At 39.5% G+C, this 15,026-nt stretch carries 16 protein-coding genes; 15 read left to right on the forward strand and 1 reads right to left on the reverse strand.

Annotated features, from left to right (window positions below):
• The first annotated feature begins 69 nt into the window (after positions 1 to 69).
• Positions 70 to 1,287 carry an aspartate kinase gene (locus PH210_RS19995; RefSeq protein WP_289987943.1) on the forward strand — a complete coding sequence of 406 codons (1,218 nt, stop codon included), beginning with the start codon at positions 70 to 72 and terminating at the stop codon, positions 1,285 to 1,287.
• A 43-nt stretch (positions 1,288 to 1,330) separates the two neighbouring features.
• On the opposite strand, the gene PH210_RS20000 is transcribed toward PH210_RS19995, so the two are convergent.
• Positions 1,331 to 1,783, reverse strand: a complete 453-nt coding sequence (locus tag PH210_RS20000) for a YslB family protein (protein WP_289987944.1) — start codon at positions 1,781 to 1,783, stop codon at positions 1,331 to 1,333.
• A gap of 448 nt (positions 1,784 to 2,231) precedes the next feature.
• Here PH210_RS20000 and PH210_RS20005 point away from each other — a divergent pair, with 448 nt between their 5' ends.
• The 14 genes from PH210_RS20005 (at position 2,232) to tig (ending at position 14,792) form a co-directional block, all read left to right on the forward strand.
• Entirely contained in the window at positions 2,232 to 2,840 is a 609-nt protein-coding gene (locus tag PH210_RS20005) for a succinate dehydrogenase cytochrome b558 subunit (RefSeq protein ID WP_289987945.1), read from the forward strand.
• Between the two features lie 62 nt (positions 2,841 to 2,902).
• On the forward strand, positions 2,903 to 4,654 hold the full coding sequence (gene sdhA, locus PH210_RS20010) for a succinate dehydrogenase flavoprotein subunit (RefSeq protein WP_289987946.1): 1,752 nt from the start codon (positions 2,903 to 2,905) through the stop codon (positions 4,652 to 4,654).
• A 20-nt stretch (positions 4,655 to 4,674) separates the two neighbouring features.
• Entirely contained in the window at positions 4,675 to 5,436 is a 762-nt protein-coding gene (gene sdhB / locus PH210_RS20015; protein ID WP_289987947.1) for a succinate dehydrogenase iron-sulfur subunit, read from the forward strand.
• Between the two features lie 109 nt (positions 5,437 to 5,545).
• Positions 5,546 to 6,124, forward strand: a complete 579-nt coding sequence (srtD, locus tag PH210_RS20020) for a class D sortase, LPxTATN-specific (protein ID WP_289987948.1) — start codon at positions 5,546 to 5,548, stop codon at positions 6,122 to 6,124.
• A 247-nt stretch (positions 6,125 to 6,371) separates the two neighbouring features.
• Complete coding sequence (gene gerE / locus PH210_RS20025; protein ID WP_026572264.1) at positions 6,372 to 6,596, forward strand: spore germination transcription factor GerE; 225 nt, start codon at positions 6,372 to 6,374, stop codon at positions 6,594 to 6,596.
• 177 nt (positions 6,597 to 6,773) lie between these two features.
• The gene (locus PH210_RS20030; RefSeq protein ID WP_289987949.1) at positions 6,774 to 7,223 is read left to right on the forward strand and encodes a MarR family winged helix-turn-helix transcriptional regulator; all 450 of its coding nucleotides are present in this window, start codon (positions 6,774 to 6,776) and stop codon (positions 7,221 to 7,223) included.
• A gap of 14 nt (positions 7,224 to 7,237) precedes the next feature.
• Complete coding sequence (gene racE, locus PH210_RS20035) at positions 7,238 to 8,032, forward strand: glutamate racemase (RefSeq protein ID WP_289987950.1); 795 nt, start codon at positions 7,238 to 7,240, stop codon at positions 8,030 to 8,032.
• Positions 8,033 to 8,165: 133 nt separating this feature from the next.
• A complete protein-coding gene (locus tag PH210_RS20040; RefSeq protein WP_483312129.1) occupies positions 8,166 to 9,221 on the forward strand; it encodes a GerMN domain-containing protein in 1,056 nt (351 codons plus the stop codon).
• Positions 9,222 to 9,324: 103 nt separating this feature from the next.
• A complete protein-coding gene (gene rph / locus PH210_RS20045; RefSeq protein WP_289987951.1) occupies positions 9,325 to 10,080 on the forward strand; it encodes a ribonuclease PH in 756 nt (251 codons plus the stop codon).
• A gap of 43 nt (positions 10,081 to 10,123) precedes the next feature.
• Entirely contained in the window at positions 10,124 to 10,735 is a 612-nt protein-coding gene (locus PH210_RS20050) for an XTP/dITP diphosphatase (protein ID WP_289987952.1), read from the forward strand.
• The gene (locus tag PH210_RS20055) at positions 10,732 to 11,250 is read left to right on the forward strand and encodes a metallophosphoesterase family protein (RefSeq protein WP_289987953.1); all 519 of its coding nucleotides are present in this window, start codon (positions 10,732 to 10,734) and stop codon (positions 11,248 to 11,250) included. The genes PH210_RS20050 and PH210_RS20055 overlap by 4 nt, the downstream gene beginning before the upstream one ends.
• A 562-nt stretch (positions 11,251 to 11,812) precedes the next feature.
• Positions 11,813 to 12,235 carry a group I intron-associated PD-(D/E)XK endonuclease gene (locus PH210_RS20060; protein ID WP_289987954.1) on the forward strand — a complete coding sequence of 141 codons (423 nt, stop codon included), beginning with the start codon at positions 11,813 to 11,815 and terminating at the stop codon, positions 12,233 to 12,235.
• An 83-nt stretch (positions 12,236 to 12,318) separates the two neighbouring features.
• Positions 12,319 to 13,344 (forward strand): tetratricopeptide repeat protein, encoded by a 1,026-nt coding sequence (locus PH210_RS20065; protein ID WP_289987955.1) that lies wholly within the window; start codon positions 12,319 to 12,321, stop codon positions 13,342 to 13,344.
• Positions 13,345 to 13,514: 170 nt separating this feature from the next.
• A complete protein-coding gene (gene tig / locus PH210_RS20070; RefSeq protein ID WP_289987956.1) occupies positions 13,515 to 14,792 on the forward strand; it encodes a trigger factor in 1,278 nt (425 codons plus the stop codon).
• The last annotated feature ends 234 nt before the right edge of the window (positions 14,793 to 15,026 follow it).

The following is a 15,026-nucleotide window of genomic DNA, read 5'->3' on the forward strand; positions in this document are numbered from 1 at the left end:
CTCTCATTGCTTTTTTTATTTTTTCTAGGGAAAACTATAGCAATCATTTGAAAGTAGGGGAAAACGAACATGGGGCTTATTGTACAAAAATTCGGGGGGACTTCCGTAGGAAGCGTCGAGAGAATTTTAAATGTAGCAGAATGTGTTAGAGAAGAAACCGAACGGGGAAACAAGGTTGTTGTTGTCGTTTCGGCAATGGGGAAATCGACAGATCAGCTCGTCAGCTTAGCAAAGGAAATCTCCGAGCAGCCTAATAAGCGGGAAATGGATATGCTTCTTTCTACCGGGGAGCAGGTGACCATCGCGTTACTGAGCATGGCTTTAAATCAAAAAGGCTTGAAGGCTGTTTCTTATACTGGCTGGCAAGCAGGAATCGTGACTGAACCTGTTCATGGAAATGCAAGGATTTCAAAAATAAATACTCAGGCAATTGAAACCCAGCTTAATGATGGGAAGGTCGTCATTGTTGCCGGTTTCCAAGGAATTACCGAAGAAGGTGAAATCACCACTCTCGGACGCGGCGGCTCTGACACGACCGCAGTGGCGCTAGCTGCTGCTTTAAAAGCCGATAAGTGTGATATTTATACGGATGTTACCGGAGTATTCACAACGGATCCTAGGTATGTGAAAAATGCTCGTAAATTATTATCCGTGTCCTATGATGAAATGCTTGAGCTTGCTAATTTAGGAGCAGGTGTGCTGCACCCTAGAGCAGTAGAGTTTGCCAAGAATTATAATGTCCGATTAGAAGTTCGTTCTAGTATGGAGAAAATTGAAGGAACAGTAATTGAGGGGGAAGCTACAATGGAACAAAACTTAGTCGTCCGCGGAGTCGCATTTGAAGATGAAATTACACGGGTAACCGTTTTAGGACTTAAAAATTCATTAACAAGTCTTTCTACAATTTTTACAACACTTGCACAGAATCACATTAATGTCGATATTATCATTCAAAGTACAACCGAAGCTGGTACAGCTAATTTGTCTTTCTCCATTCACACAAATGATTGGGTTGACACGTTAAAGGTTCTGGAAAACAATAAGGCAAGCCTTGGATATGAGCAGCTGGATGCCGAGAATAAATTAGCGAAAGTATCCATTGTAGGTTCTGGTATGATCTCCAATCCAGGCGTGGCCGCAAAAATGTTTGCAGTGCTAGCAGAGAACAATATTGCTGTAAAAATGGTCAGCACGTCTGAGATAAAAGTTTCAGTTGTAGTAGAAGAAAAAAATATGCTGAAAGCGGTAGAAGTATTGCACGACGCATTTGAACTTGGGAATAACTAAAAAAATAGTGAAAGGCACCTCAATGGAGCGTGCCTTTTACTATTTAAATTGGATCTTTCTTATCCCATTTGACAGTGAAGCGGACGGTGTTGGCTTTTTTGACCGGATGTTCAAAGGTTTCGGCAATGGCTTCCTTTTGCATCCCAATTTGCTGGGCAAGGAATCCTGCTTCCAGCTGAAAAAAGTTTTCTGCTTTTGATTTGATACGGGACACTAGAAGTGGACTAGATAGTTCGAATTCTATCTCATTTTTATTTTCATGATTGATGGATAACTGTCCCCAGGAAGCATTGGCAAAAAATTCAACCATTTGACCATAATCGGATAAAGGAAATTTACGTGCTAGCCGTTTGCCGGCCCAATACAAAATTTCTGGCGTATCTTTTCCTAAAATCTCTGGCAAAAGAACTTCTCGGATCAGTTCATAACCGAAGGTAGATATGGTTCTTGGTTCTTCAATAGGCTGTTTGAATTCAACGACTGTACTATCTTTCACTTGTTTCCCCTCTTTCTATCATTCTATTATATACAAACTATGTTACAATTCAGTACCGTTTTTATAAAATAGCGCTTACATTTTGAAGGGATTTTTTGTTATATTACGATATCATCGCTCGTTTACTATCATAATTATAATTCCCTAAAAATATTATTTTCCAACCGTAAGATGTTGGAAATTTCAATGTAAAAATCTAGATTATTTTTAAAATAAAACCAATTAAAAATGAATGCGCTTTCATAGCCTATTATAATATCAATATATAATAAAAACTTTATTTATTACCAAAGATTTGTGTATCCGGTTTCTTGACGCTCTATGATGATGGGAGTAAAATGGACATGTCACATTATTGTCACAATGGTGCTAGGTTACATATTCTTTAAAAGGATTGAAGAAAGGAAAGTACTTAACATCATTTTAAAAATTAAAAGGGGGTAAATGTATGGCGAGTAATCGAGAGTTTTTTAATCGGAGATTGCATTCATTGCTGGGAGTTATTCCTATCGGGATTTTTCTCGTGCAGCACCTAGTAGTTAACCATTATGCAACAGTGGGAGTCGAGTCTTTTAATAAGGCTGCGAACTTTATGGGGAATCTTCCTTTCCGCTATGTCTTAGAGACAGTAATTATTTATTTACCATTGTTATTTCATGCAATTTATGGGCTTTATATTGCTTTTACTGCCAAAAATAATACTAGCAGATTCGGATTCTTTAGAAACTGGATGTTCTTGCTGCAACGTGTCACTGGCGTAATCACGCTGATCTTTATTGCATGGCATGTATGGGAGACCCGGGTTGCTGCCGCTTTTGGAAATGAAGTTAATTTTCAAATGATGCAGGATATTCTTTCTTCACCATTCATGTTTGGATTTTATATTGTTGGGATTATTTCAGCTATTTTCCACTTTGCAAATGGTTTATGGTCATTCATGGTTAGCTGGGGCATCACTGTATCGCCACGTTCACAGGTCATTGCAACATATGTGACAATCGTGATTTTCTTAGCACTTTCCTATGTTGGAATTTCAACTTTGTTGGCATTTGTATAATAGTTCACATTTACATTTGTTCGGAAAAAATAATTGGATTTTGGATTAAGGGAGTGAGTTAAATGAGTAAAGGTAAGGTAGCCATAGTCGGCGGCGGTTTAGCAGGCTTAATGGCAACAATTAAGGTAGCGGAATCCGGAACACCAGTAGAATTGTTTTCGCTTGTTCCTGTTAAACGCTCTCACTCTGTTTGTGCCCAAGGCGGTATTAATGGAGCAGTAAATACAAAAGGTGAAGGTGACTCCCCGTGGATTCACTTTGACGATACTATTTATGGCGGAGATTTCTTAGCAAACCAGCCGCCTGTTAAGGCAATGTGCGATGCCGCACCTGGAATCATCAATTTATTTGACCGGATGGGAGTTATGTTTAACCGTACCCCTGAAGGACTTTTAGATTTTCGTCGTTTCGGAGGTACACAGCACCACCGTACAGCGTTTGCCGGTGCAACAACTGGCCAGCAGCTTCTTTACGCATTGGACGAGCAGGTTCGCCGTTTTGAAGTAGATGGATTAGTAACCAAGTACGAGGGCTGGGAATTCTTAGGAGCAGTAATCGACGACGAAGGCACTTGCCGCGGACTTGTTGCTCAAGACCTAAAAACAATGGAAATCCGTTCTTTTGCCGCTGATGCCGTCATTATGGCATCTGGTGGACCTGGAATTATTTTTGGAAAGTCAACGAACTCTGTAATTAACACTGGTTCAGCTGCTTCCATTGTTTATCAGCAAGGTGTTTATTATGCGAACGGTGAAATGATCCAAATTCATCCTACCGCTATTCCTGGCGATGACAAGCTTCGCCTTATGAGTGAATCAGCACGTGGTGAAGGCGGACGAGTTTGGACTTATAAAGATGGTAAGCCATGGTACTTCTTAGAGGAAAAATATCCTGCCTATGGAAACCTTGTACCACGTGATATCGCAACACGTGAAATTTTTGATGTGTGTGTAAATCAAAAATTGGGAGTTAACGGCGAAAATACAGTTTTCCTTGATCTTTCCCACAAGGATCCACACGAATTGGATATTAAACTAGGCGGAATCATCGAGATTTATGAAAAATTCATGGGTGATAATCCACGTAAAGTACCGATGAAAATTTTCCCTGCGGTTCACTATTCAATGGGCGGCTTATGGGTTGATTACGATCAAATGACTAATATCAAAGGTCTTTTTGCAGCAGGTGAGTGTGATTATTCACAGCACGGTGCCAACCGTCTTGGAGCAAACTCACTACTTTCAGCGGTTTACGGCGGAATGGTCGCAGGACCAAATGCAGTTAAATATATCAACGGACTAGAAAAGAGTTCCGATGCTGTTTCTTCTTCTGTCTTTGATCGTCATGTAAAAGAACAGGAAGATAAGTGGAATTCAATCATGTCATTAAATGGAACGGAAAATGCTTACGTTCTTCATAAAGAGCTTGGTGAATGGATGACAGATAACGTAACGGTTGTTCGTTACAATGACAAGCTTTTAAAAACAGATGAAAAGATTCAAGAGCTCATGGAGCGCTACCAAAAAATTAACATTAATGATACATCTAAATGGAGCAACCAAGGGGCAGCCTTTACACGTCAATTACAAAACATGCTGCAAATGGCTCGTGTTATCACTCTTGGTGCTTACAATCGTAATGAAAGCCGCGGTGCTCATTACAAGCCAGAATTCCCAGAGCGTAATGATGATGAATTTATGAAAACAACAATGGCTAAATTTGTTGATTCTAATTCTGCTCCAGCTTTCCATTATGAGGACATCGATGTATCCTTGATTAAGCCACGGAAGCGCGATTACACTACAAAGCATTAATGAAAGGGGAGTAGGAATAAATGTCTGAGAAAAAAATGGTAAAATTTATTATTCAACGTCAGGATAGCGAAAATGCCGCTCCGTATGAGGAGACTTTTGAAGTTCCTTATCGTCCGAATATGAACGTTATTTCTGCGTTAATGGAAATTCGTAAAAATCCTGTCGATGCCAGTGGAAAAGCTACTACCCCAATCGCTTGGGATATGAACTGTTTAGAGGAAGTTTGCGGTGCTTGTTCAATGGTTATCAATGGCAAGCCTCGCCAATCCTGTTCCGCTCTTGTTGATCAATTGGAACAGCCAATCCGTTTAGCACCGATGAAAACATTCCCTGTTGTTCGTGACCTTCAGGTTGACCGCAGCAGAATGTTTGATGCTTTAAAGAAAGTAAAAGCATGGATTCCAATCGATGGAACTTATGACCTGGGTCCTGGACCTCGTATGCCAGAAAATAAGCGTCAGTGGGCCTATGAACTTTCAAAATGTATGACATGCGGTGTTTGTCTAGAGGCGTGTCCGAATGTTAACAGCAAATCCGACTTTATCGGTGCACAGCCATTATCTCAGGTTCGTCTATTTAACGCCCATCCAACAGGAGCAATGAATAAGGCTGAGCGTTTAGAAGCGATTATGGGTGACGGTGGACTTGTAAACTGTGGTAACTCACAAAACTGCGTTCAATCCTGCCCGAAAGGTATTCCGTTGACTACTTCAATTGCAGCATTGAACCGTGATACAACGATTCAATCATTCAGAAGATTCTTCGGAAGCGACCATCAATAATCTGTTTATTAACCTTCTTTTCAATGTTGAAAAGAAGGTTTTTTTGTTTTTAAGCTTGAACTCCTTTGTATACTGGTAAATAATTTTTTAAAAAGGCAGGTACCCTATCGTGAGAGCTAAGTTTCCGCTGTTCATTATTTTTATTGGTCTCGTTCTTTTAGGCATCGGTGCCTGGCAATATATTGATGTTAAACTCCAAACGAAATCGTCCCTAAAAGAGGCTAAAGAGATGGTGCGGGATCAGCCTGCCAATGCAGAAGTGCAGCAGCAAAAACACGAAGCGCCTAAGATGGGGGAAACGGCCGGTCTTTTAGTCATTCCTAAAATTAAAGCAGAACTAGCGATCGTCGAGGGAACCGACCCGGATGATCTTGAAAAAGGTGTCGGCCATTACAAGGGCTCATTTTTCCCTGGAGATAAGGGGCAAATTGTATTATCTGGGCACAGGGACACGGTATTCCGACGATTAGGTGAATTGGAAATTGGCGACTCCCTGAAAATGCAAATGCCATATGGGAACTATACCTATGAAATTACCCATACCAAAATTGTTAAATCCGATGATACCAGCATCATTACCTTACAGCACGAAAAGGAAGAATTGATCCTCACAACCTGTTACCCTTTTAGATACATCGGAAATGCCCCGAAACGGTATATTATTTATGCGAAATTGAAAAAAGCTTAATTAATATACAGTTCATTGCCCGTATGAGTTGAACAATCGTTCAGATCTCCAAAAAGACAGGCAAAGGGTTTCAATGGACAGAGCAGCAGAAAAAAATAATCGTAAAACATGAAAAAATTAGCATATAATTTTATTTTCCTTTAAAGAAATATAGTCACTCCAATTGCCTTATGCACATAAGATATGGTGACTAAATATATACCCACCCCCGGTGCATAACTGGCGAAGGCAAGGAGGGTCACATTACTTGAAGGAGAATGATTATACTCACAAGCCATTACTCACCAAACGCGAAAGAGAAGTATTCGAACTGTTAGTACAGGACAAAACAACTAAGGAAATCGCTGGTGAACTTTTTATAAGTGAAAAAACGGTTCGAAACCATATTTCGAATGCCATGCAAAAGCTTGGTGTAAAGGGGCGTTCACAAGCTGTTGTAGAGCTCCTTCGAATGGGAGAGCTCGAACTATAATAATGACCGGCATCCTTTTTGGAGGCCGGTTCATTATTTTTTATAAAATACTCTTCGAATATTTCAACTTGAAATTTTAGCGGAAAAAGTAGAAAATAAGTACAAGCATTAATAATATATATGAAAAAATAGATAAACTTGTCTTGGGAGAAGCTTTTATATAGGAGTGTATGAATCATGAAACTCGATAATACCGAAAAAATTAACGGGGAAATTGTCGCCAATATTGAAAAAGATTTACGCTACATATCCGGAATCATCAAGCAAAAAGGAAGAGAAATGCTAAGCAATTATAAAATTACTCCTCCGCAATTTGTTGCCTTGCAATGGCTGTTTGAAGATGGCGATATGACAATCGGTGATCTTTCAAATAAAATGTATTTGGCCTGCAGTACAACAACGGATCTTGTAGACCGAATGGAGAAAAATCTTCTTGTTGAACGAGTGAAGGATCCAAGCGACCGTCGTGTGGTTAGAATCCATCTGCTTGAAGAAGGAAATAGAATTATTGATGAAGTAATTAAAAAGCGTCAAGTTTATTTGGAAGAAATATTAGACGATTTCTCAATGGAAGAAATTCAATTTCTTCAAAAAAGCTTGATGAAACTTCATCAGGAAATGCGGTAAAAGAGGCGAGAAATTTGAAACAACCAATTGGTGTGATCGATTCAGGTGTGGGTGGATTAACCGTTGCCAAAGAGGTAATGCGGCAGCTTCCTAATGAGAAAATCATTTATTTGGGTGATACCGCCCGCTGTCCTTATGGGCCTCGGACACCTAGGGAAGTAAAAAAATTCACATGGGAATTGACCACCTTTTTACTAGAAAAAAACATTAAAATGCTTGTAATTGCTTGCAACACGGCAACGGCTGCAGCTCTTGATGAGATCCGAAAAGAACTATCGATTCCCGTCCTTGGGGTCATTAATCCAGGAGCAAGAGCAGCTATTAAGCGGACGAAGAACTACAGGGTTGGGATTATTGGTACAGAAGGGACGGTTAAAAGTGGTGCGTACGAAAGAGCACTTAAATCACTTAATAGCCGACTTTTTGTGACTAGCCAGGCCTGTCCCAAATTCGTCCCACTTGTTGAGAGCAGTGAGTTTGACGGTCCCATTGCAGAGAAAATAGTCGATGAGGCATTAAAGCCGCTCCAGAATCAAAATTTGGACACGTTAATTTTAGGCTGCACTCATTATCCGCTATTGGAACCTTTAATTAAAAATGTTATGGGTGACCATTGCAGTGTCATTAGTTCTGGCGATGAAACAGCAAGGGAAATTAGTGCCATCCTGCAGTATAATGGCTTGCTGGAAACTTGTGAGGAAGAACCAGCGCATGAATTTTATACAACTGGATCAAGAAGGATTTTTTCAAAAATTGCTTCACAGTGGCTGGGAATCCCGATAAATGAAGTAAAGAAAATCAAACTGTAGAGTTCTCAATTAGAGAGCTCTTTTTGATGGAAAAAATTTTTAAAAGATGTTCTATTTTTCTGTCCTAAGGCGGTCTAATTTTTTCCTAGGCTCGTATACATATTAGTACAAACTGTCTTAGGGGGGAATTAATTTGTATAAAAATAAAGCAAAAATCCTTGGTTTAACGGTGCTGACTTCATCAATGCTGCTATCTGGCTGCGGCTTGTTTGGCGGTGAAATACAAAAGAAAATCGATCCGCCAAAAACAACACAGGTAGTCGATAAAAAAGAAAATAAAGAAACAGCAGCTGCGAAGAAGGCCAACGCTGAAAACACTGTTCCAACAGAACTATACTTAATTGATAAAAACGGCTATGTCGTTCCACAAACCATTGCTCTTCCGAAGACAGCTTCAGTAGCCAAGCAGGCCCTTGAATATTTAGTGGTGAATGGTAAGGTAACAGACCTGCTCCCAAATGACTTCCGTGCCGTCCTGCCTGAGGACACGGACATATCAGTTAATATTGATAAAGACGGAGTAGCGACCGTTAATTTTTCAAAAGAATTCAAGGATTACAAAGCAGAAGATGAAAAGAGGATTCTTCAATCGATCACATGGACACTAACACAATTTGATAATATTAAGTCAGTTGCTCTTAAAATGAATGGATCTCCATTGACGAAAATGCCTGTGAAAGGAACCCCAATCAGCGAGCATCTTTCAAGAGCATCGGGTATTAACATTGATACAACGGATGTAATGGATATTACGAATACGAAGCCTGTAACCGTCTATTACATAGGTGGAGAGGAAGAGGGCTCCTATTACTATGTACCGGTAACCCGTCGTGTCCCTGCCAGCGAAAAGGATAACATTACTGCGGTAGTGAACGAATTGATTCAAGGGCCAAGTGAAAATTCAAACTTAGTCTCTGAGTTTATGTCTGATGTAAAGCTTTTAGAAGCGCCAAAGATTGCCAATGGTCAGGTGACTTTAAACTTTGATGAAAATATTTATGGCAGCTTTGAAGAAAAAGAAATCTCTCAATCATTATTAAATGCTCTGGTACTTTCCTTAACGGAGCAAAAGGACATTAAAAAAGTGGCTATTCAAGTTAAAGGCAAGGCAGAGCTGAAAAATGATAAAGGCAAAAAATTAACTGAACCGGTAACTCGTCCAGAAAAAGTCAATACAGGTAGTTTCTAAAAAATAATTTTTGTTATACTATATAGTGACCATGAAAGAGGTTGGCTTTTAAAGGCCGCCTCTTCTTTATTTGGCATTGCAGTAAATGAAGGGGGCGTATGTTATGCGTGTTGATGGCAGGGAGCCATTACAGCTTAGGCCAATACATATTGAAACAAACTATTTAATGCATCCCGAAGGATCTGTCCTCATTTCCGTAGGGAATACGAAGGTAATTTGTACGGCGAGCATCGATGATCGAGTCCCGCCGTTTATGAGAGGCGAAGGCAAGGGTTGGATTACGGCCGAATATTCGATGCTTCCACGGGCAACAGAAACGAGAAATATAAGGGAATCCTCAAAAGGAAAGGTCTCCGGCCGGACAATGGAGATACAGCGTTTAATTGGCAGAGCACTCCGTGCAGTAGTAGACCTTAATGCCCTTGGCGAGAAAACTGTCTGGATTGATTGCGACGTCATTCAAGCAGATGGCGGCACCAGAACGGCTTCGATTACAGGGGCTTTTGTCGCGATGACTATCGCAATCAATCGTCTATCGGAGAAAAAATCTTTGTCAAAGTTTCCTATTATCGATTATCTAGCGGCTACCAGTGTTGGAATTCTACAAAAAGGTGAAACGGTCCTAGACTTGAATTATGCTGAAGATTCCAAGGCCCACGTCGATATGAATGTTGTAATGACAGGCAGCGGAGAGTTCGTCGAATTACAAGGGACTGGCGAGGAATCTACTTTTTCTTATGAACAGCTGCAAGGCTTACTCCATGCTGCACAGGAAGGGCTGATGGAGCTGTTTGAACATCAAAAAACAGCCCTTGGCGAAGAGATTACAAAAAAAATAGAAGGCCGGCGAAAGAAATAGCTAATATTTGATTTCAAATAAGCCTAGTAAAGAGGAGATTATGATGAAAGAAGTTATTATTGCTACTAAAAACCCTGGCAAAGCAAGAGAATTTGAGCATATATTTGCTCCTAGAGGATTTTCGGTCAAAACCCTGCTAGATTTTCCAGAAATCCCTGAAGTAGAAGAAACAGGCTCAACCTTCGAAGAAAATGCCATTTTGAAGGCGGAGGCTGTTTCACAGGCTTTAAATAAAATGGTAATTGGTGACGATTCCGGCCTCATCGTGGATGTCTTAGAAGGCAGACCAGGAATCTTTTCAGCACGTTATGCAGGAGAGCCAAAGAACGATCAAAAAAATACAGAAAAAGTTCTATCTGAATTAAAAGGCGTTCCTGAGGATGAGCGAACTGCCCGTTTCTATTGTGCATTAGCAGTGGCAGTTCCAGGGCAAGAAACCTTCACGGTGTCTGGCACCTGTGAAGGGCGTATTTTAGAAGAGCAACGTGGTACTAATGGTTTTGGCTATGATCCTGTTTTTTATGTCCCTGATAAAAGCCGTGCTATGGCTGAGCTTACTTCTGATGAAAAAAATAAAATCAGCCATAGGGCAAATGCACTTAAGAAGCTGGATGATGTGCTGGATAGTATTTTAGAAAAGGCTAATGAGGCATGAGCAGGGTTTTAGTCGTTAGCGATAGTCATGGATTGACAAAGGAACTCGAGATTTTGCGGGTAAGACATTTGAATGATGTCGATTTGATGATTCATTGCGGCGATTCACAATTGATGCCAGATGACAAATCCATTTCAGGCTATTTGACCGTAATGGGAAACTGTGATTTCGGCGGAGGGTACCCGTTAGATACGACCACCGAAATTGCCGGCAGAAAATTCTTCATTACCCATGGACATCGATATTCTGTGAAAACATCTTTGATGAATTTAAAGTATAAAGCACAAGAGGTTAATGCCGATATCGTCTGCTTTGGACACTCGCATGTCCTAGGGGCGGAAGAGATTGGCGGAACGCTGTTCTTAAATCCAGGCAGCATCCGTCTTCCTCGTGAGCGATTGGAAAAAACATATGTTATTTTGGATTTATTGGATGATAAAGTAAAAATGTCCGTGTTTGAAATCAATGGACGGGAGATCTTAGATTTGGCAAGAGAATTTGTTGTAGGAAAATAAGGGGGAAAATCCCCCTTATAATTTATTAATAAAAAATTATTTAAAAACCCGTTGACTTTTAGATATTAGGATAATATAATAAATATTGTCCTTGATAATTAAATACGTCCCAGTAGCTCAGCAGGATAGAGCAACGGCCTTCAAGTAAATTAGGAGCCTTTATAGGGAAACAAAAACCTATAAAGTGGACGACACTATATCGGTGAAGCCTTAACAGATAATGCTGATGGTAATACCGAGGAAACTTACGCCTTTACATAGGAAAAGAGAACCTGAATGACTAACATAAGTTAGAGGTAAGGGTCTCAAAAAATAATCTTTTAAGATTATCGTGAGGTTCCGTAGAGACTACACGTGTCGCACCTGAAATGGTGAAGATATAGTCCAGACTACAAACAACGTTAGTTGGTGGCGAAAGTCATAGTGGTAAGCTAAGCCGTCGGTCGGGAGTTCGAATCTCTCCTGGGACGCCATACTACATACCAGAACTTAACTCACTTTTAATAGTGAGTTTTTTTTCGTGTATAGGGATAAAAAATGGATCATAAAGGGATGTGTTTAAATGAACCACCACACAAAAGATAAAGGTGATTTAGGTGTTTTAAAGGCACAAGTTGATCTTTTCGAAAAAGGATATATGATTCTACTCCCGCAAACTGAGCACGCGCCATTTGATTTAGTAATTTATAAAAATCAAACTTTTAAAAGGGTTCAAGTAAAATATCGTGAATTAAATAAAAAAGGCATATTGGAAGTTAGATTTCGGTCTTCTTATAGCACAAGTAATGGTATAGTGAATAAAAAGGTGGATAAAAATCAAATTGATATTTATGGTATTTACTGTCCTCAAACGGATGAATGTTATTACTTCGATCCAAAGACCTTCAAAAATTCATTTAGTCTAAGAGTAGAAACACCAAAAAATAATCAAATGCAAAATGTGAAATTTGCAAAAGACTACCGTGAGATTCCTCAACTCGATTAGCAGGCTCACCCATACCGGTGAGTTTTTTTTGTGCCTCATTTATGCTACAATATTTTCCATGACACGCAAAAGGACGGATTTTTATGAAAAAACGGGAAAAGGCGAAACGAATCGATAATGTCATTTTCTTTCCCGGAATCGAAAAAAGATTAACAGATAAAGGCTTAGAGAGCCTGCATAATAAAAAATTTCAAGAAGCTATTACCCTTTTAGAAGAAGCAAAAGAACTAGATCCGGAAAATGACGACATCCTAATCGGCCTGGTTCTTGCCTATTTCGAGGCTGGATCTTTTAAAAAAGCAAGAAAGCTCGCGAACGAAATGCTCCTAAAAGGCATTGGCGACTATTTTCAAATGGTAGACCTTTACTTAACAATCCTTATCCAGCTCCATGAATACCAAGAAATCGTCTCTACCATTGAAGCCTTGTTAGAAGAAAAAGAGATTCCACTAGACAAACATGACCATTTTTTAACCATCCTCCAATTCAGCCAGAGAATGGCGGAGAATCGAAAGCTGGACATAGATGAACCGGAGATTGAGGAAAATCATCCACATCAGTTGAATCTTTTATCATCAAACAATCTAAATGAACAAATGCTGCTAATTTCGAACCTGGCAGAAAAAAATATCCGCCCCTATGTTCCTGAGATTGAAGAATACCTCATTACAGAAGAAGGGCATCCATTTCTTAAAACGATTCTGTTAACGCTTCTCAAAGAGCAAGAAATCGATAGGGAATTAAAAATAACAAAATTCTCACAAGAAAACACAGTTATCCCCACGCAATTGCCGGATGTTAGACAACAGCCCAGAATGCTCCAAATTAAAGCTCTACTAGAAAATCAACTTGAAAGCAGTGACCCAATACTCTTTGAAAATATCAGCGGCATGATCGAACGGATATTTTTTATTAGCTATCCCTTTGAATTACTGCCAGCGAATCCTGCTTCTTGGGCTGCTGCCTTCTACACGTTGGCACAAGAATACATGGGATTTGATCCAAGAATAACAAAAGTAACAGAGGAATATGGGGTAACACCGCAAGAAATAGAGCAAGCGAGAGACCAAATTGAGTTAATTGAGAAAATTTCTTATCCTAATATATAACCTACAGTGTTGAAACACAGCAATCCTGTGTTATAATGTAGGGGTTGCATTGTGTAAAAAATTATATTTTACATTAAAAAAAGTGGAAATATGACTTATTGGACAAGACATATTTCGATTCTTAATTCGTTACGAATGAAATGAGAATAGATGTTGGAGGGAAAATAGGTATGACAGTAAAATGGGAAAAATTAGAAGGAAACCGCGGCGTCCTTACAGTTGAAGTAAGTGCTGAACAAGTAAGCAAAGGTTTAGACGAAGCATTCCAAAAAGTTGTTAAGCAAGTAAACGTTCCAGGCTTCCGTAAAGGAAAAATGCCTCGCGCTATGTTTGAAAAGCGTTTCGGTGTAGAGTCACTTTACCAAGACGCATTAGATATTCTTCTTCCAGAAGCATACGGTAATGCAATCGACGAAACAGGAATCGAGCCAATTGACCGTCCTGATATCGACATCGAACAAATGGAAAAAGGCAAAGAACTTATTTTCAAAGCAACAGTACAAGTTAAGCCTGAAGTAACTTTAGGCGAATACAAAGGCTTAGAAGTAGAAGAGTTAGAAACAAACGTTACTGACGAAGACGTTCAAAAAGAATTAGAAACACTTCAAAACCGTCACGCTGAGCTTGTTGTGAAAGAAGACACTGCTGCTGAAAACGGTGATACAGTTGTTATCGACTTTGAAGGATTCGTTGATGGCGAAGCATTCGAAGGCGGCAAAGCTGAAAACCATTCTTTAGAACTTGGAACAGGATCTTTCATTCCTGGCTTCGAAGAACAATTAGTTGGTGTTAAAGCTGGAGAATCTAAAGATGTAGAAGTAACATTCCCTGAAGAATACCATGCAGCTGAGCTTGCTGGCAAACCAGCTACTTTCAAAGTAACTGTACACGAAATCAAAGGTAAAGAACTTCCTGTATTAGATGACGAGTTTGCAAAAGATGTTGACGATGAAGTGGAAACATTAGATGCATTAAAAGAAAAAATCAAAACTCGTTTAGAAGACAGCAAAAAGCATGAAGCAGAACACAATCTTCGTGACACTTTAGTGGAAAAAGCTGCTGAAAACGCACAAGTAGAAGTTCCTGAAGTAATGGTTTCTAATGAAGTAAACCGCATGCTTCAAGAGTTCGAACAACGCCTTCAAATGCAAGGTATGAACCTTGAGCTTTACTTCCAATTCTCTGGTCAAGACGAAAATGCACTTCGTGAACAAATGAAGGAAGAAGCAGCAACTCGCGTTAAAGTGAACTTAACACTTGAAGCAATTGCAAAAGCGGAAAACCTTGAAGCGACTGACGAAGATGTAAACGCTGAGCTTGATAAAATGGCTGGTATGTACAACATGTCAATTGATGCTATTAAACAAGCACTTGGCGGCGTAGAAGGCATCAAAGGTGAACTTAAGTTCAAAAAAGCGATCGACTTTCTTGTTGAAAACAAAAAGTAATTTTTATAAGTAATCGCAAGGCACGATTTTGATCGTGCCTTGTTTTATACATTTTTTCAATTACATATTATAATTATGTCAGGGAAACCTTTTTAACAATGGGCAGGAAAATCAATACTACATATCGAATTAATAATTTCCAAAGAGGTTTTAGATTTAATTTTAAAAAATATGGCAAAGATTAATGAGTACATAAGTTTCAAAAGGTGCTTCTCCAAACAAATCAAAACATAA

Origin of the sequence: Paenibacillus sp. BSR1-1, from assembly GCF_030403775.1 — a bacterium.
Classification (GTDB): Bacteria; Bacillota; Bacilli; order Bacillales; family Cytobacillaceae; genus Neobacillus.

Coding starts and splice junctions, on each gene's coding strand:
- sdhB (WP_289987947.1), top strand. CDS start 4,675: ATGTCTGAGAAAAAAATGGTAAAATTTATTATTCAACGTCAGGATAGC.
- PH210_RS20055 (WP_289987953.1), top strand. CDS start 10,732: ATGAGCAGGGTTTTAGTCGTTAGCGATAGTCATGGATTGACAAAGGAA.
- PH210_RS20030 (WP_289987949.1), top strand. CDS start 6,774: ATGAAACTCGATAATACCGAAAAAATTAACGGGGAAATTGTCGCCAAT.
- sdhA (WP_289987946.1), top strand. CDS start 2,903: ATGAGTAAAGGTAAGGTAGCCATAGTCGGCGGCGGTTTAGCAGGCTTA.
- PH210_RS20065 (WP_289987955.1), top strand. CDS start 12,319: ATGAAAAAACGGGAAAAGGCGAAACGAATCGATAATGTCATTTTCTTT.
- PH210_RS20005 (WP_289987945.1), top strand. CDS start 2,232: ATGGCGAGTAATCGAGAGTTTTTTAATCGGAGATTGCATTCATTGCTG.
- PH210_RS20050 (WP_289987952.1), top strand. CDS start 10,124: ATGAAAGAAGTTATTATTGCTACTAAAAACCCTGGCAAAGCAAGAGAA.
- PH210_RS20060 (WP_289987954.1), top strand. CDS start 11,813: ATGAACCACCACACAAAAGATAAAGGTGATTTAGGTGTTTTAAAGGCA.
- PH210_RS19995 (WP_289987943.1), top strand. CDS start 70: ATGGGGCTTATTGTACAAAAATTCGGGGGGACTTCCGTAGGAAGCGTC.
- rph (WP_289987951.1), top strand. CDS start 9,325: ATGCGTGTTGATGGCAGGGAGCCATTACAGCTTAGGCCAATACATATT.
- tig (WP_289987956.1), top strand. CDS start 13,515: ATGACAGTAAAATGGGAAAAATTAGAAGGAAACCGCGGCGTCCTTACA.